Raw genomic sequence first — 16,900 nt, forward strand, 5'->3', positions numbered from 1 at the left:
GACATCGGTCTGCGTGCACCGGAAACGCAAAAAACGATACCAGACGGCCAGCATCACGAATTTCCACATCACGAATTTGACGACGGAATTTCAGGCGCAGACGCGGTTGCGCCCTTGCCTCTTCGCCTCATAGAGCTGGCGATCGGCGCGGCGATAGAACTCCTCGGCGGTTTCCTTGCGATCCCAGACAGCAAGCCCGACGCTGGTGGTGATTTTCAGTCGGACATTGCCTGTCAGCACCGACATGTTGGCGATCGCCTTGCGGATGCGCTCGGCGAATTTGGATAGCAGCTCGGCATCCATATTGGGCGTGACCACCGCGAACTCCTCGCCGCCGAGGCGCGCCACCACGTCGTGATAGCGTGTCATGTCCTTGAGACAGTTTGCGACCGCCCGCAACACCTCGTCGCCGACATCGTGGCCGTGGCTGTCGTTGACCTGCTTGAAATGGTCGAGGTCGAGGATCATCAGCCCGACTGGTTTCTCGATACGGCGGAACTCTTCGAGATATTCCTTCAGCGCATCGTCGAAGTAGCGCCGGTTCTGCATGCCGGTAAGGCTGTCGGTGAGCGCCGCATGCTCCAGCGTCTCTGAACGCGCGCTGAGCGAAACGGTCATGGCACGCAGCTTGCCTTCTTCCGTCGCCTGCTTTCGGATCAGCGGGTAGATGAAGAAAATGCCGAAGAACAGCGCAGTCGCCAGCAGCACGCCGGTCGCAAACAGCAGCTTGTTGAGATAGATGATTTCATCGAGTTCCGAAGGCGTATTGCTAATGTCGGCGGCCAGGGTTTGCAGGAGCCCATAGGCGTAAAGCGTCACCAGGCCGGCGGCCAGGATCACAAAAATAAACACAAAAAAGGCTGATTCCGCCTTATGGAAACGCATCTGCTCCCCGTTGGAAAGTTCCTATCGATCTTATGGCATGCGGGAACTTACGGACAGTTAACCTGGACAACTTCAACGCGAAATGGCCCCTCGGTGTCGACTTTTCAGGTTGCGCTCGAAGGAGGGGGTGAGGGCATCGAGTCGATCCCCTCACCCGGACGCAATCTCTGCCATTCCGGGCCCAATTGGTGCCTGAACCAGGTCGTCTGCCGTTTGGCATATTGCCGCGTCGCGATCTTCGCGCGCTCGATAGCCTCGGGAAAACTGATGGCGCCGGCCAGCGCGGCCTGGAGCTCGCGAACACCGATCGCCTTCATCGCCGGCAGGTCGGGATCGAGGCCGAGCGCCGAAAGCTGCTTCACCTCGTCCAGTGCCCCCTTGTCCAGCATGCGGTCGAAGCGGGCATCGATCCGCTCCACCAGCGCCGCTCGCTCCGGCTCGATGACGAAAAAGCGCGCGCTGCTCCTGTCGATCAACGGCCGGCCACGCGCGGCCTGCCATTCCAGGATGGAACGGCCCGATGCGTCGAGCACCTCCAGCGCCCGCACGATGCGCTGGCCATCCGTCGGCCTCAGCATCATGCCGGCCGCAGAATCCTCGCGCAACAGGATGCGGTGCAATCTCACTGCGCCCTGTTCCTGGAGTTCGTAGCGCCAGCGATCGCGGATCGACTTCGGAATGTCGGGCATCTCCGAGATACCTTCCGTGAGCGCCCGGAAATAAAGCCCGGTACCGCCGACGAAAATCACTGGCCGCTCCGAGAGCGTGCCGTCGTCGATCAGCTTCGTGACATCACGCAACCAGGCGCCGGTGGAATAGGCAGTGGACGGATCGACGTGTCCATAAAGAAAGTGAGGGACGCGGGCGAGTTCGGCAGGACCAGGCCGCGCCGTCAGCACGTCGAGCACCGAATAGCCTTGCATGGAATCGGTGTTGACGATGACACCGCCATTGCGCTCGGCGAGGTCGAGTGCGAGCGCCGACTTGCCGCTGGCGGTCGGCCCGGCTATCAGGATCGCGTTCTTCACGCGGCCTTCGCCCGCCTGTCCGCTGGAATTTTCGATGCCGCTGATCGCCACGCTTCTATCCCATCCCGCCGGCCGCGCATTGACGTCGACGCTAGCGAATATGGCCTCGCGGTCGGTCGGCGCAAGCGCTGTTCGCTGGCTGGCCGAAGGCATCGCCTGCCAGCTCGACTTGCCGGAGACCGCTGACGCTTCCGAAATAACGGCGCGCCTGCATGCCGCGCTTGCTTCCGAACCGATCGACGTGGCCGTCCAGCCAGCTGAGAACAGGCGCAAGAAGATCCTGATCGCCGACATGGATTCGACGATGATCGACCAGGAATGCATCGACGAGCTTGCCGACGAGATCGGCGTCAAGGATCGTGTCGCCGCCATCACCGCGCGATCGATGAACGGCGAGATTGCATTCGAGCCGGCCTTGCGCGAGCGCGTGGCGCTGCTCAAGGGTCTCGATGCCGCAATCATCGACCGCATCATCGACAATCGCCTGACGCTTGCCTCCGGCGGCCGCACGCTCGTCCAGACGATGGCGGCCAGCGGCGCCTGGACGGCGCTGATCTCCGGTGGTTTCGACATCTTCACCACCCGCATCGCAGCATTGCTCGGCTTTCACGAAAATCGCGCCAACCGCCTGATCGAGCAGGATCGCCGCTTCACCGGCTTGGTCGCCGAACCGATCCTCGGCCGCGCCGCCAAGGCCGAAGCCCTTATCGAGATTTCCGCCCGCCTCGGCCTGACACCTGCCGATGCCATTGCCGTCGGCGATGGCGCCAACGATCTCGACATGATCCGTCTTGCCGGCATCGGCGTCGCCTTGCATGCCAAGCCGGCCGTAGCAGCCGAGGCAAAGATCCGCATCGACCACGGCGACCTCACCGCCTTGCTTTATCTGCAGGGTTATCGCCGGGAGGAATTTGTCGAATGACGCCGATCCGCACCGAGCGCCTGATCCTGCGCAACTGGGAAGATCGTGACCGCGAGCTCTTCCATCGCATCAATTCCGACGAGTTGGTCATGGAGTTCTTTCCGTTTCGCCGCGACCGCGCCCAGGCTGACGCCAAGATGGAGGAGTTGCGCGCGGCTATCGATCGCGACGGCTTCGGCTTCGCGGCCGCTGAGATCGCAGCCACAGGTGAATGCATCGGCTTCGTCGGCATAACCCGAACCGATCATTTGCCATTCCTGCCGCCCGGCACGATCGAGATCGGCTGGCGGCTGGCACCCGAATTCTGGGGCCGCTTCTATGTCACCGAAGCAGCCGAAGCCTGGCTCACCTATGGCTTTGAAAGACTTGGCCTCGACGAAATCGTGTCCTTCGCAGTCAAGGATAACAGCCGGTCCATTGCCGTCATGGAGCGCCTGGGCATGATCCCCGACCCCGCCTCCGACTTCGACCATCCAGGTGTTCCGGACAACCACACCTCACTCAGGCGACATGTCTTCTACAGGCTGTCACGCACAGACTGGCAGGCAAGAAAAAGAGCGGCCCGCTAGCCGCCCTTTTCCTTTCAACATCAGAGTGTTGCAGGCTCTTCCGGACTCAATCCATCCGGATTGTCACAAACCTCAGCTCGCCGGTCTTCGACGCCAGCATCAAAAGCGCGTTCTTGCGCCCCTGCTCCTTCAGCGCACCGATCCGGTCCATGACGTCCTTGGGCGTTGCGACCGATTCCTGCGCGATCTCGGTGATCACCTCGCCCGGCTGGATGCCGCGTTCGGCCGCCGCCGAATCCTTGGAGACGTCGGTCACGACGACGCCGGAGACGTCGGCGGCGATGCCGAACTTCGTGCGCGTCTCGTCATTGAGCTCGCCGATCGTCATGCCGAGCACGGAAGCCGTCGAAACCGCAGGCGCCTTGTCGGCGTCGTCCTGGTCGGTGTTGCCGTTTTCACCGCCGCTGGCAAGCTTCTCGCCATCCTCGAGCCGGCCGAGCGTCACCTTGACGGTCTGCTCGACACCCTTGCGCACGATGATCACGTCGACGGCCTTGCCGACCGGGCTCTCCGCCACGACGCGAGGCAGGTCGCGCATTTCATGGATGTCCTTGCCGTCGAACTTGATGATGACGTCGCCGGCCTGGATGGTGCCGTTGTCGACCGGCCCGCCCTTGATGACGCCGGCGACCAGCGCGCCCTTGGCGGTCGCCATGCCCAGGCTCTCGGCAATGTCGTCGGTCACCGGCTGGATGCGCACGCCAAGCCAGCCGCGCCGCGTCTCGCCGAACTGGCGAAGCTGGTCGACGACGCCCGAGGCAAGCTGCGACGGGATCGAGAAGCCGATGCCGATCGAGCCGCCCGACGGCGAGATGATTGCCGTGTTGATGCCGATGACCTCGCCGCTGCTGTTGAACAGCGGTCCACCTGAATTGCCGCGGTTGATCGCGGCATCGGTCTGGATGAAATCATCATAGGGACCGGAATTAATGTCGCGATTGCGCGCCGAGACGATGCCGACCGTCACCGTGCCGCCGAGACCGAACGGATTGCCAATCGCCATTACCCAGTCGCCGACACGCATCTTGTTGGAATCGCCAAACTTCACAGCCGTCAGCTTGTGCCCTTTCGGATCGACCTTCAGCACCGCGACGTCGGTCTTGGTGTCGGTGCCAACCAGCGTCGCCTTGAGCGTCACCCCATCGGAGAAATTCACCTCGATGTCGTCGGCATCGGCAATGACGTGGTTGTTGGTCACCACGATGCCCTGCTCGGCGTCGACCACGAAGCCGGAGCCCAGCGATTGCACCTTTTGCCCGCCGCCGCCCTTGTCGCCGCCACGGTTCTTGAAGAAATCGTCGAAGAAGTCCTGGAAAGGCGAGCCTTCCGGCAGCTGCGGCATCGGCACTGCGCCCGGCCCCTCAGTGCCTTTAACAGTCTGCGACGTCGAGATGTTGACCACGGCGCCAAGCAGGCCGGCGGCGAGATCGGCAACCGAGGGCGGCCCGTCGGCTGCCATCGTCGGCGCCACGAACGAGGGAACGGCAACGGCGCCGACCAGAAGCGCAGCGGCCCCGGCGATGAACGTCCGCCTCGCTGCACGCAGAAGGGTGGTGGATGTCATCGAAAGGCCTCCGGGTGTTCTGAAAAAACCGCTTCGGCAAAAATGCCGGTCCGCGTCATGTTGGCAAGAAATAAGGCACGTTTGCGGCTATGGCTACGGCCAGAGGATAAATCCTCCGTTACGCCGGCGCCCCTGCACCGGCCCTACTGGCCGGTGCCTGGCTGTGCCGCCGGTGCGGCGGGAGCGGCAGGCGGTGGTGCCGCCGGTGCCGCAGGCGTTTCCTTGCTGTTCGGGTCGCGGAAAAAGCGGAAGAACTCGGAATTCGGCGACAGCACCATCGTCGTTCCGGTACTGTTCAGCGCCGTGCCATAGGCATTCATCGACCGATAGAAATCGAAGAAGGCCGGATCGCGCTGATAGGCACCGGCAAACGTGGCGCTGCGTTGGGCTTCACCTTCACCACGCAGGATTTCAGACTCTTTTTGCGCTTCGGCGACGATTTCCACCACTTCGCGGTCGGCGCGAGCCCTGATCCGCTGCGCTGCCTCGTTGCCGCGCGCTCTCAGCCGCTCGGCTTCGGCGAGACGTTCGGCCTTCATGCGGTCGAAGGTCTGCTGCGAAACTTCGGCCGTGAGATCGGTGCGGCGGATGCGGACATCCTCGATCTGCAGGCCAAGCGAGGTGGCATCCGGCCTCAGCTGATCGCGCACCTCGCGCATCATCACGGCGCGCTCTTCCGAGAGCGCCGCCTCGAAGTCTCGCAGGCCATAGACGCGGCGCAAGGCGGCGTCGAGACGCGTCCTCAGCCGGGCCTCGGCCAGTTCGATCTGGCCGGAGACCGCGGCGCGGAACACACGCGGGTCCGAGATACGATAGGCGATAAAGGCATCGACCTCATAGAACTTGCCGCCCGAAACCTGGACGCGGATGTTGTCGAGGTCGAAGCGCAGCACCCTGTTTTCGATCAGCTGCACGGTGTCGGCATCGAAGAAAGAGAATGGCGCCTTGAAATAGATGCCCGGCTGGTTCTTGACGTCGACGATTTCGCCGAACCTGAGCACCAGCGCCTGCTGGCGCGCATTGACGACGAAGACCGACGAATAGAGCAGGAACAGGATGACCGCGGCGATGACCGCAATGACGGGAAGACGGTTGGCCATCACTGGTTTCCTCCGGTGGCCGGTGCCGGCGCCTTCTGCTGCAATGCCGGCAGCGGCAGGTAGGGAACCACCCCTTGCCCGTTGCCCTGCTCGACGATGACCTTGCTCGAATCCTTCAGCACCCTCTCCATCGTCTCCAGGTAGAGCCGCTTGCGCGTCACTTCCGGCGCCTTTGCATATTCGTCATAGACCGAGATGAAGCGCTGCGCCTCGCCTTCGGCCTCCTGCACGACCCGGTTCTTGTAGGCGGCCGCGTCTTCGCGGATCTGTGCGGCCGCACCGCGCGCCTGGCCGAGCTTCTGATTGGAATACTGATTGGCCTGCTCGACGAACTTGTCCTCGTCCTGTTCGGCCCGCTGCACCTCGTCGAACGCGTCTGCCACCTCGCGCGGCGGCGCGGCGTCCTCGATCGAAATTGCGTTGACGTTGAGGCCGGCCTTGTAGCCGTCCAGCGTCGTCTGGATGATCTCACGCACCGACGCCGCAATGCCTTGCCGGTCGTCGCGGAAAATGTCCTGCGCCGGGCGCCGGCCGACCGCTTCGCGCATCGCGCTTTCGGCGACCTGCTGCAGCATGCCGTCCGGGTCGGACACGTCGAACAGATAGGCCTTAGGGTCGGAGACCTGATAGGCCACAGAGAACTGCACGTTGACGATGTTCTGGTCGCCGGAAAGCATCAGGCCATTGCCGCTGGAACTGCCGCCGCCGATGCTGACAAGCTGCTCGGCGATGTTGGCGGTCTCGACCGTTTCAATGGGCCACCAATGGAAATGCAGGCCAGGCTGCGAGAGCTCCGCCTTCGGCTTGCCAAACCTGAGCTCGACCGCAACTTCGTCGGGCTGCACGGTGTAGACCGCCTTGAACGCCCATAGCACCACCAGAGCCGCGGCAATCAGCCCGAACACGGCCGGGCTCGCGCCACCGCCGCCCGGCAGCGCGCGCCGCAACCTGTCCTGCCCGCGCCGGATGATGTCCTCGAGATCGGGAGGCGAGCCTTGTGGGCCGCTGGGTCCCTTGGGTCCCTGACCCCAAGGCCCCTGATTGTTGCCGCCGCCCCACGGGCCGCCGCCGCCGCTCTTGTCGTTCCAGGGCATGAATGTCCTTTCGCTTGGAATTCCCTCAAGCGCCGGCTCACCGGCGCAAAATCCAATATTATTCTTCTATAGGGATGCAACGGCACGCTTTCAACGCGATCGGCTGCCGCCACTGTCCGCCTTTTGGGTCCATTTAGACCTGTCGCGACCCTTTGTCGTCTTCAATGCACGTCGCGGCGCCGCTCGTAAACCGAATAGCGTGTCGCATGGCTGTCCTTTTCGCCAGCCGCCACGTCTTGCGAGCGGACGATCCGCCACAGCGCCGGATCGATCGGCGGGAAATGGGCATCGCCGTCGACCGCGGCCAGAACATGGGTCACGTGCAGCCGATCAGCCAACGGCAGCGCCTGAGCGTAGATCTCCCCGCCGCCGATGACGCAGATCTCGTCGGCGCCGGCCATGCAGCGCCCGCGCACCGTCGCCAGCGCGATCGCGTCCTCGATCGAGTGCGCGACTTCGACGCCCTCGGCGCGCCATGCCCTGTCTCGTGTCACCACGATGTTGAGCCTGCCCGGCAATGGCCGGCCGATGCCTTCATAGGTCTTGCGACCCATGACGATGGGCTTGCCCATCGTATCGGCCTTGAACCGCTTGAGATCGGTGGAAAGCCGCCACGGCAACCCACCCTCGCGCCCGATCACGCCGTTCTCGGCGATGGCGACATAAATCGCGAGATCCATTAGCCGCCGTTCCCGCCATCGGATGGCTCCAGCAGCAATATGTCGATGTCGTGCTCGGGGTAGAAGTTCTGCGCCTTCATCTCGAACGTGGTCGGTCCGATCTTCCTGACGTTTTCGCCGCAAAACGAGACCAGGTTCTTCGGATCGCCCTTGTCGACGGTCAGCTTGAACGTACCGATGTTCCCCGAGGCCCAGTTGCCGCCCGTGGTCAGGATATAGGCGATGCGGTTCTCGAAATATTTGGGGTAGCCGTCGGGATCGTCCTTGGCTGCCTTGCGCACGGCATTCTCGAAGGCATCGTCCATGCAGTAGCGTGTCTTGTAGGCGGCATACTGGCCCTGGAACTGGCCGTCATAGAAGAAGCTGACCGAGGAGGTGCCGCCGACGCTCGGCTTGTAGCGATGCGAGACATGGACCGCCCTGTTGGCCGGAAAGGTCGAGCGCCACCAATAGGTCGAGCGCAATTGCCAGAACGGCGTATAGACGGTCTTCATGCCCGAACCGTCGTCGGCGGTGTCCTCGATGATGATGCCGCGATTGACCCAGTCGTCGGTGACCGCTTGCGGCAGCTTTGCCAGCGCTGCCTTGGCCGCATCGCCGAACGGATAGAACGGTACGCCCTGCGCCTTCAGGTCAGCGCCGATGTCGATGCCGAGCGCGAAGACCTTCTGCTCGAGCTGCGGCTTTGCCGGCACCCCGTCGATCGTCACTTCGAAGCCGAGGAAATTGTCGCTCTGCGCCTCCGGAATTGCCGGTATTTCTTCGGGGTCGCCTTCGATGTCGGGCATCGGAAAGGCGACGATCGCATTGACATCCTTGTCGGTGTTGTTGCGGAAGACGTAGTCGACCGTCACCTTTTCCGGCGAGATGTAGAGATCCTCGCTTTCCATCGCCACCGCATCGCTGCGCGAAAGGATCAGCCCACCAGTGTCGAGTTCGGCGACCGAATCATTGGCGAGCGCAGGCGTAGCCGAGAGCGCCAAGGCTGCGGTCAGGACGTAACGGAACATGGAGACTCCCCGGCGAGAATGCCAACATGACTCTAGCTGTTCAATGTGGCGTTTCAAAGCCTTTCGGCAAATGCGCCGGCGCCTGCCGGCATGTCGTGTCGGTCTAGACACACCGGTTCCGATCGGGCAGGAGTTGGCCCATGCGCAAGCTTCTCGTCATCGGCATCGGCGCCGGCAATCCGGAGCACATGACGGTCCAGGCCATCAACGGCCTCAATCGGGCCGACGTGCTGTTCATTCCCGACAAGGGCGCCAAGAAGAGCGATCTCGCCGAATTGCGCCGCCAGATCTGCGACCGCTTCGTCACTAATCCGAACTCGCGCCGTGTCGAATTCGAGGTGCCGGTGCGCGCCGAACCGGCGCCTTCCTACCGCTCGACCGTCGACGACTGGCACGAAGCGATCGCCGTGATCTACGAAGGCCTGATCCGCGACGAACTCCCCGAAGATGGCTGCGGCGCCTTCCTGATCTGGGGCGATCCATCGCTCTACGACAGCGCGCTGCGCATCCTGGATCGCGTGCGCCTCAGAGGCAATATCGCGTTCGAGCTGGAGGTCATCCCTGGCATCACCGCCATCCAGGCACTCGCCGCCAGCCACAAAATGGCATTGAACCGAATCGGCGACGCCGTTTTGATCACCACCGGCCGCCGGCTCACCGAGGAAGGTCTGCCCGAAAACGCCGGCAGCACCATCGTCATGCTGGACGGCAAATGCGCCTTCAACACGCTGGACGACAAGGACGTCACCGTCCACTGGGGCGCCTACCTCGGCACCCCCGACGAGATCGTCATCTCGGGCCGGATTGGCGACGTCGGCGACAAGATCGTGAGCACCCGTGAGGAGGCCCGCCGGAAAAAAGGCTGGATCATGGACACCTATCTGCTGCGCAAGCCGGGCGAGCCGGAGGATTAGCAGGGATCGAGCGCGGCATGAATTCCGCCGAGTTCACGCAGCGTCGATCTCGGCCTGCAGCGCCTCCATATGCGCCGCCGCTGCTGAAGACGCAGCCCGCTCGATCGCGCGGAAGCGGCTGACCACAGCAAGCCCGACCGACGTCAACTGAGCGCCACCGCCTTTTTTGCCGCCCGTTTGTGCCGCAACCAGCGGCTTGCCGAACACCCGGTTCATGTCTTCGACCAGATCCCAGGCGTGCTTGTAGGACATCTCCATGCCGCGCGCCGCGGCCGAAATCGAGCCGAAGGCGGCGATCTGTTCCAGAAGCTCGATCTTGCCCGGCCCGATGCGGCCATCTGGATCGAGATTTATCCGCAAACTCAGCGACGGCATTTGCTCCTCCGCGGTCACGCTACTCTACAAGTTCTGCAGCGATACCGCTATTCCCAAACGATATAGCGAATCATCGGCCGATCACCCATCCGCCTCGGCCGGCAAGCCGGTCCCGGTATTCGCCCGGTCGAAGCTCACTGTCTTGACCACGGCGAAGACCTGTCGACCAAGCCGGAGCCCCAGCGTCTGCCGCGACTTTTCGGTGATGCGGGCAAGCACGGTTGCGCCATTGCAGTCGAGACCAATCTCGACCGTAGGCCCTTCGCCCGGCTCTATCGCCACGATCGTGCCCGGCAATATGTTGAGCGCGCTGAGGCCAACCGGCTGCTCGGTGGCGATCATCACGTCGCGGGCTCGGATGCGGACGCGCACCGGCGCACCGACCGGCGTTGCCAGAAGCGGCACCCGGATCTCGCCCGCCAATGAGCCTAGCACCGTCATGCCAAAGGCTTCGTCGTGGCGCAGAACCGCGGTATCCAGCACGGCACCGCCCTCGCCGCGCTCTTCGGCCGGCAATAGATCCAGACGCTGCATGATCGCTCCGGTCGGACCGGAAGCAGCGACCTTGCCTTGCATCAGCACCACGACGTCACTCGCCAACCGCGCCACTTCGGCGATCGAGTGGCTGACATAGACGATCGGAATTTTCGTCTCGTCGCGTAGCCGCTCGATATAAGGCAAGATCTCGGCCTTGCGCGCCTCGTCGAGCGACGCCAGCGGCTCGTCCATCAGCAGCAATTTCGGACTGGCAAGCAGCGCCCGGCCGATTGCCACGCGCTGCTTCTCGCCACCGGAGAGTTTTGCCGGCCGCCGGTCGAGCAGATGACCGATGCCGAGCAGTTCGACCACGCCATCGATATCCGCGTAGCGCTCGGCAGCCGGCGTGAACCAACGGCCATAGCGCAGATTGCTCGCCACGCTCATATGCGGAAACAGCCGCGCATCCTGGAACACCATGCCGATCCGCCGTTTGTGTTTCGGCACGAACAGGCCGGCGTCGCTATCGACCAGCACGCGGCCCTCGGCCGCGATACGGCCTTTGTCGGGGCGGATCAGCCCGGCAATCAAATTGATGAGCGTCGTCTTTCCGGAGCCGGAAGGCCCGAACAGCGCAGTCAGCCGCCCGGCGCTCTCGAAGCGGGCATTGACAGCGAAACCGCCAAGCCGGTGGCTGATGTCGACCTGAACCGTCATTCGATGTCCATCCGCCGGCCGACACGCCGCGCCAGCACTTCCGAGGCCACGAGTGCCGCCATCGATATGACGATCGAGATCAGCGTCAGCCTGAGCGCGCCGGCGTCGCCGCCGGGAACCTGCGTGAAAGTATAGATCGCCGACGGCAGCGTCTGCGTCTCGTTCGGGATGTTGGAGACGAAGGTGATCGTCGCGCCGAATTCGCCCATCGCCTTGGCGAAGGAGAGGATCGCACCGGCGATCAGGCCGGGCAGGATAAGCGGCAGGGTGATCGTGCCGAATACCCATAGCGGATTGGCGCCAAGCGTGCCGGCGGCCGCCTCGATTTTGCGGTCGACGGCCTCAATAGACAGCCGGATCGCCCGCACCATCAGCGGAAAACCCATTACCCCGCAGGCGAGCGCGGCGCCCGTCCAGCGAAAGGAAAAAACGATGCCGAAATGCTCGGCCAGGAAAGCCCCGGCCGGACCGCGCTTGCCGAAAGTCAAAAGCAGCAAATAGCCAGTCACCACCGGCGGCAGGATCAGCGGCAGATGCACCAGACCATTGAGCAGCGTCTTGCCCCAGAACTGGCCGCGGGCGAGCACAAGGGCGATTGCTACGCCCGGCGGCAGGCTGGCGATCATCGCCACGGTCGCCACCTTGATCGACAGCCGGACCGCGTTCCATTCGTCGGGAGTAAGATCCAGCAGCCAGTTCATACGTCAGCGCGTTGCCCTAATTGCTCGGCGCGAGCACGGTAAAACCTTGCCCCTTGAAGAGTTCGCCAGCCTTGGCGGATTGCAGGCATTTTAGGAATGCCGGGGTATCCTTCCCCTTCGAATCCGCAAGCTGGGCGACTGGATAGATGATCGGCGGATGGGTACCCGCGGGGAAAGTGCCGACCACTTTCACGCCAGGCTCCGCATGCGCATCCGTGGCGTAGACGATGCCGAGTGCTGCCTCGCCGGTCGATACCAGCTTTAGAGCGGCGCGGACATTCTCGGCCTGCGCCACCTTGCCTTCGACGGAAGACCAGACACCGAGCGATTCGAGGGCTGCCTTGCCGTATTTGCCGGCCGGCACCGCCTTGACATCGCCCATGGCAAGTTTGCCGTCACCGACGAGCCCGGCAAGAGCGAACCCCTTTTCAATCCTGGTCTCGACCTTGGAATCCCGCGGCGCGACCAGCACGATCTGGTTACCGAGCAGTTTCACTTCGGTTTCGGGCTTGGTCAGCTTCCTGTCGGAAAGATATTTCATCCAGTCGAGATCGGCCGAGACGAACACGTCTGCCGGCGCGCCGCTTTCGATCTGCCTGGCCAGCGCCGAGCTCGCCGCGTAGGAAATGGTTGCCACCTCGCCGACGTCGGCCTCGCAGGCCTTGTTGACGGCGTCGAGCCCTTCCTTGAGGCTCGCCGCAGCAAACACGACCACCTTGTCATCGGCATAGGCCGCCGGCACCACGACCATCAGCATGGCGGCGAGACCGACTTTGGCAATCGTCGTCGAACCCTTGCGCGTCAGCATGAAACTCTCCTCGTCCCGGATCGCCCGAAGCCGCTATCGATATATCCATGTGAACATAACAATGAAAGGCTCTTTACCGGCGACGGTCTTCTGGGCTGAGGTTTTCCTGGCCTGCGATAATCTTCGTTGGATACAGCGGTATCGAGGCCGAAGGAAATATTGCATAAAAACAGCGACCAGGGATTGCGTCAGGTCGACGTCGGCCGATCAAGTTGAATGCTGACAACGCCCAAGAGCGGAGCCGCAGTAGGCAATTTCGATATGGACGGTCAGCTATGGTGCTAGACCGCGATCGGTGCCTTGATCGTCGCGTCGGCGAAATAGTTGTCGAGCCGGAAATCCTCGAAGCGGAAAGCAAAGAGATCCTTCACCTCGGGGTTTATCCATAGCGTCGGCAACGCCTTGGGTGTGCGCCGCAATTGCTCGCGCGCCTGCTCGAAATGGTTCGAGTAAAGATGCGCATCGCCGAGCGTGTGGATGAAATCGCCGGGTTGCAATCCGGTCACCTGCGCCACCATCAGCGTCAGCAACGCATAGGAAGCGATGTTGAACGGCACACCGAGAAAAATATCACCCGAACGCTGATAGAGCTGGCAGGAAAGCTTGCCTTCCGAAACATAGAACTGGAACAGGCAGTGGCAGGGCGGCAACGCCATGGCCTCCACCTCGGCCGGGTTCCACGCCGAAACGATCAGCCGCCGCGAATTAGGATTTTTGCGTATCTCCTTCAGAAGATTCGCAATCTGGTCGATGGAGCCGCCATGGCCGTCCGGCCACGACCGCCACTGTTTGCCATAGACCGGGCCAAGATCGCCGTTCTCGTCGGCCCACTCATCCCAGATCGAGACGCCGTGATCGTTGAGATATTTGATGTTGGTGTCGCCGGCCAGGAACCACAAAAGCTCGTGGACAATCGACTTCAGGTGCAGCTTCTTGGTGGTGGTGACCGGAAAGCCGCGGGCCAGGTCGAAGCGCATCTGGTAGCCGAATACCGAGCGCGTTCCGGTGCCGGTACGGTCGCCGCGATCAGCGCCGTTTTCCAGCACATGCTTCAGAAGGTCGAGATACTGGCGCATCGGCTCCGGTCCGATTCGGGTTGCCAGCCATCATAGCCGAATGACCGTCGGCCGAACACAGCAAAGCGAGACGATTCCAGCAGAAGGCTCACCAGCATCAGCGGCGAGGTTGCTCAGAGCGAGCCGAGCATGCCCAGATCCCTGGCGACAAGGTAGTAGAACGTCACCCGGCTCTTGCTGTTGTCGGCCGCCATCGCCTTGCAGGCCTTTTCGATAGCCGCATCTGCCTTGGCGCCGTCGGTGACGCCGAGCTTGCCGGCGACCCAGCTGTTCCTGACGCGCTTCAGTTCCTCCGGGTCGGTGCAGGACACCAGCGAGGAATCGCGGTTCCTGAGCGCGATGCCCAGATGTTTGACGATCTTGGCGACCGCGTCGGCATCCGCCGCCGCATCATATTTCTTTACGTCTGCAAGATAATCGGCCATCGAATTTCCCCTCGTCGGCGCCACGGGATCCGGTTGATGAGGATTGTGGCGCGCTGCCGCAAGTATGCGCTAGGTCTCCTCACCGCCACAAAGCTTCGGTTGAGACCGGCTGCAAGTCAACCCTTCATGATCCACTTTGGTACGGACGAAAGTGGCATTCCGGCCTTTCATTTTCCACCGCCAGTCCCTATATTCGCTTCGTCGGCTCGACCGACTATGGCGATAAACAGGCGATGAAATAAGCCGTTCGGACCCGGGGGCGGTACCCGGCGCCTCCACCAAAAACCGCTGCTCAGGAGCGGCTTTTGCTGGGGGCGAAATAGGATCGACGAAGGTGTAAAGATCGTACTTTTGCCCGGCATTGTACCACCGTTATCGGGCTAAACTTATAGTTGCCAACGACAACTATGCGGAAGCACGTCTCGCCGCGTAAGCGGTGCGATAGCTTCAATTCAAGCCCTAGTGGTTCGCACTTCTAGGCGGGGTTCGGAGGTACCTGGCAACAGAAACCTCCATTTCTCCCTTTTTTGATATGCGCAGCTGCAGCTTGGCCGGCGGCTTTTTTATGCGCCCTGACAGACCCAAGGCGCCGCGGCCTTTATACCAATCCCTGGCTGACCGCATCGATCGCACCGGCGAATGTTTCATCAACGTCTCGGGCTGAGCGTCTCAGGCTGAGGCGAAAGCCCAAGGGCTTTCCATGATCGGAACCTCCGATGGCAGCATTCGTATCTTCCCGTTTCCCTTCTCTCATGCCTTTGCGGGACAAGGCCTCAGTTTCTCGCCGCGTGTGGTCATGCCCGGCGAGCTACCTGATGGAGACAAGATGAACCAGGAAACCACACCAAAACACGAACGCATCCTGATCGTTGGCGGCAGCTCCGGCATGGGGCTTTCGCTGGCCGAACAGGGGCTTGCCGCCGGCGCTAAGGTTACGATCGTCGGCCGCTCCCAGGACCGGTTGTCGGCCGCACGGCGGCGCTTGCCTCACCCGGAAAGGCTGAGGACGATCGCAGCCGACGTCACAAGTGAGGACGAGGTCCGACGCCTGTTCCAGGATGTCGGTACGCTCGACCACATCGTCTCGACCGCCGCCGACGTCACCGGCGTCTATGTAGTGCTTCCCGACATGGACATCTCGTTGGCGCGGAAAGTGATGGATTCCAAGGTCGTCGGACCGCTTCTTCTTGCCAAACATGGCGCGCCTCGTCTGACGCCCAGGGGATCGATCACGCTGACCTCGGGCATCGCCGCCTATCGTCCGGCGGCGAAAGGCTCGGTGGTGGCAGCCGTTAATGGGGCCCTCGGCTCACTCGCCTACGCTCTTGCCGTCGAACTGGCGCCGATCCGCATCAACGTCGTCTCGCCGGGCTGGGTCGACACGCCGATTTGGGATGCCGTCGCCGGCAGCGGAAAGACGGCTGCGCTGGACGGCATGGCAAAGCGCCTGCTCGTCGGCCGGATCGGGCAGGCAGCCGACATTGCCCAGGCCATCACGTCCCTGATGCATAACGGCTTCATCACCGGAACGGTGCTTCATGTCGATGGTGGCCAGCGGCTGGTCTAGCCATGGCCAAATTTCGCGAACCATTGCGAGGAACAGCCGCAGCACCGGCGCTTGAATGCGCCGGTGGCGCCATACCATGGTGACCGGCGTCACCGGGCTGCTTCCGACCCAAGGCAACACGACGATATTGGCGTCGGCCGCGGAAGCCACGAGACGCGGAACCAGCGCGCATCCAAGACCGGCTGCAACAAGGCCCCGTATCGCACCCATGCTGGCGAACTCGCCGACGAGTTTTGGACAGTCAGGCAATGTTGCGGCAAACGTTTCGTCGAACATCCGCCTATAGACGCAACCGGGCTGGGTGACGAGGAAGGCCTCGTCAGCCAGGTCGTCGGACCTTATGGCAGAATATCCGGCCAACCGGTGATTTGCCGGCATTATGACGACGAGCTCTTCCTCGGCTATCTGTTCGCTTCGCAGCTCCGGCGCCGCCGCCGGGACGGCTCCGAAATGGAACGATACGTCCAGCGCGCCGCTTGTCACGCCGGCACGCAACCCACTGCTATCGTTCGCCCTGAGGTCCAGTTCCACATCGGGATGACGCCGATGGAATTCCCCCAGCAAAGCCGGCAAGCGTGTCGAGCAAAGCGTCTCCAGGCCGCCGACCGTCAGACGACCGGCAACCGTACCGCTCGCGTCGGCGACAGCGGAACGGGCTTCGTCCGCAAGGTCGAGGAGATCGTTTGCGTAGTCCAGCAGGCGCTGTCCTGCCGCCGTCAGCTTCAAGCCACGCCGTGACCTGTCGAACAGCGACGTGCCCAGATCGGCTTCCAGCGCCTGGATCTGTTCGGTCACGCTCGATTGGGCAAGATGAACCCGCTCGGAGGCGCGCGTGATGTTCAGGGTGGTGGCGACCGCCACGAAGGTCTTGAGATGTCGAAGCTGCATGTCTTGACCCGTCATATAGGCATAGGCTGCTTTGAACCGGGACCGCAAATGTGAAAAAGCCGGGAACATCGCCCGGCCTTTTTGTCTCGACAGGTGAAGC

Annotated in this window: 17 protein-coding genes, 1 other RNA gene and 1 pseudogene; 5 read left to right on the forward strand and 14 right to left on the reverse strand. The window is 62.6% G+C overall.

Translation table 11 applies throughout. The annotated features are described in order from the left end of the window. Window positions 1-90: 90 nt before the first annotated feature. A complete protein-coding gene (locus NKH17_RS08365; protein WP_254818928.1) occupies window positions 91-885 on the reverse strand; it encodes a GGDEF domain-containing protein in 795 nt (264 codons plus the stop codon). Between the two features lie 104 nt (window positions 886-989). Further along, complete coding sequence (gene miaA / locus NKH17_RS08370) at window positions 990-1,958, reverse strand: tRNA (adenosine(37)-N6)-dimethylallyltransferase MiaA (protein ID WP_352898761.1); 969 nt, start codon at window positions 1,956-1,958, stop codon at window positions 990-992. Between miaA and serB the strand changes: the two genes are divergently transcribed. Continuing rightward, entirely contained in the window at window positions 1,948-2,835 is an 888-nt protein-coding gene (gene serB / locus NKH17_RS08375; RefSeq protein ID WP_352898706.1) for a phosphoserine phosphatase SerB, read from the forward strand. The genes miaA and serB overlap by 11 nt on opposite strands. Beyond that, window positions 2,832-3,404 (forward strand): GNAT family N-acetyltransferase, encoded by a 573-nt coding sequence (locus NKH17_RS08380; RefSeq protein WP_352475324.1) that lies wholly within the window; start codon window positions 2,832-2,834, stop codon window positions 3,402-3,404. The genes serB and NKH17_RS08380 overlap by 4 nt, the downstream gene beginning before the upstream one ends. A 46-nt stretch (window positions 3,405-3,450) precedes the next feature. On the opposite strand, the gene NKH17_RS08385 is transcribed toward NKH17_RS08380, so the two are convergent. The 5 genes from NKH17_RS08385 to NKH17_RS08405 all read right to left on the reverse strand — a co-directional run bounded on the left by NKH17_RS08385 (window position 3,451) and on the right by NKH17_RS08405 (window position 8,852). Further along, on the reverse strand, window positions 3,451-4,968 hold the full coding sequence (locus NKH17_RS08385; RefSeq protein WP_254818931.1) for a DegQ family serine endoprotease: 1,518 nt from the start codon (window positions 4,966-4,968) through the stop codon (window positions 3,451-3,453). Between the two features lie 143 nt (window positions 4,969-5,111). Beyond that, the gene (hflC, locus tag NKH17_RS08390) at window positions 5,112-6,068 is read right to left on the reverse strand and encodes a protease modulator HflC (protein WP_352475325.1); all 957 of its coding nucleotides are present in this window, start codon (window positions 6,066-6,068) and stop codon (window positions 5,112-5,114) included. Next, window positions 6,068-7,162, reverse strand: a complete 1,095-nt coding sequence (hflK, locus tag NKH17_RS08395; protein WP_023676693.1) for an FtsH protease activity modulator HflK — start codon at window positions 7,160-7,162, stop codon at window positions 6,068-6,070. Before hflK ends, hflC begins: the two co-directional genes overlap by 1 nt. 161 nt (window positions 7,163-7,323) lie before the next feature. After that, entirely contained in the window at window positions 7,324-7,842 is a 519-nt protein-coding gene (locus NKH17_RS08400) for a dihydrofolate reductase (protein WP_352475326.1), read from the reverse strand. Further along, a complete protein-coding gene (locus tag NKH17_RS08405; RefSeq protein ID WP_352475327.1) occupies window positions 7,842-8,852 on the reverse strand; it encodes a DUF4424 domain-containing protein in 1,011 nt (336 codons plus the stop codon). Before NKH17_RS08405 ends, NKH17_RS08400 begins: the two co-directional genes overlap by 1 nt. A 140-nt stretch (window positions 8,853-8,992) precedes the next feature. Here NKH17_RS08405 and cobF point away from each other — a divergent pair, with 140 nt between their 5' ends. Further along, window positions 8,993-9,766, forward strand: a complete 774-nt coding sequence (cobF, locus tag NKH17_RS08410; protein ID WP_352475328.1) for a precorrin-6A synthase (deacetylating) — start codon at window positions 8,993-8,995, stop codon at window positions 9,764-9,766. 33 nt (window positions 9,767-9,799) lie between these two features. On the opposite strand, the gene NKH17_RS08415 is transcribed toward cobF, so the two are convergent. The 6 genes from NKH17_RS08415 to NKH17_RS08440 form a co-directional block, all read right to left on the reverse strand. After that, entirely contained in the window at window positions 9,800-10,141 is a 342-nt protein-coding gene (locus NKH17_RS08415) for a winged helix-turn-helix domain-containing protein (RefSeq protein WP_023676697.1), read from the reverse strand. Between the two features lie 81 nt (window positions 10,142-10,222). Then, entirely contained in the window at window positions 10,223-11,335 is a 1,113-nt protein-coding gene (modC, locus tag NKH17_RS08420) for a molybdenum ABC transporter ATP-binding protein (RefSeq protein WP_352475329.1), read from the reverse strand. Then, on the reverse strand, window positions 11,332-12,036 hold the full coding sequence (gene modB / locus NKH17_RS08425) for a molybdate ABC transporter permease subunit (RefSeq protein WP_254818937.1): 705 nt from the start codon (window positions 12,034-12,036) through the stop codon (window positions 11,332-11,334). The genes modC and modB overlap by 4 nt, the downstream gene beginning before the upstream one ends. A gap of 16 nt (window positions 12,037-12,052) precedes the next feature. Next, window positions 12,053-12,844 (reverse strand): molybdate ABC transporter substrate-binding protein, encoded by a 792-nt coding sequence (gene modA, locus NKH17_RS08430; protein ID WP_502895632.1) that lies wholly within the window; start codon window positions 12,842-12,844, stop codon window positions 12,053-12,055. Between the two features lie 281 nt (window positions 12,845-13,125). After that, entirely contained in the window at window positions 13,126-13,920 is a 795-nt protein-coding gene (locus NKH17_RS08435) for a thymidylate synthase (protein WP_352898700.1), read from the reverse strand. A gap of 113 nt (window positions 13,921-14,033) precedes the next feature. Beyond that, on the reverse strand, window positions 14,034-14,345 hold the full coding sequence (locus NKH17_RS08440; protein ID WP_254818940.1) for a DUF2853 family protein: 312 nt from the start codon (window positions 14,343-14,345) through the stop codon (window positions 14,034-14,036). Between the two features lie 161 nt (window positions 14,346-14,506). Here NKH17_RS08440 and ssrA point away from each other — a divergent pair. Continuing rightward, window positions 14,507-14,862, forward strand: a transfer-messenger RNA (tmRNA) gene (gene ssrA, locus NKH17_RS08445). Between the two features lie 309 nt (window positions 14,863-15,171). Further along, window positions 15,172-15,912 carry an SDR family oxidoreductase gene (locus NKH17_RS08450; RefSeq protein WP_352808232.1) on the forward strand — a complete coding sequence of 247 codons (741 nt, stop codon included), beginning with the start codon at window positions 15,172-15,174 and terminating at the stop codon, window positions 15,910-15,912. A gap of 72 nt (window positions 15,913-15,984) precedes the next feature. On the opposite strand, the pseudogene NKH17_RS08455 reads toward NKH17_RS08450, so the two are convergent. Next, window positions 15,985-16,869, reverse strand: a pseudogene (locus NKH17_RS08455) (LysR family transcriptional regulator); the annotation flags it as partial. Between the last annotated feature and the right edge of the window lie 31 nt (window positions 16,870-16,900).

This window comes from Mesorhizobium sp. M1334, assembly GCF_040317995.1.
Lineage (GTDB): Bacteria > Pseudomonadota > Alphaproteobacteria > Rhizobiales > Rhizobiaceae > Mesorhizobium.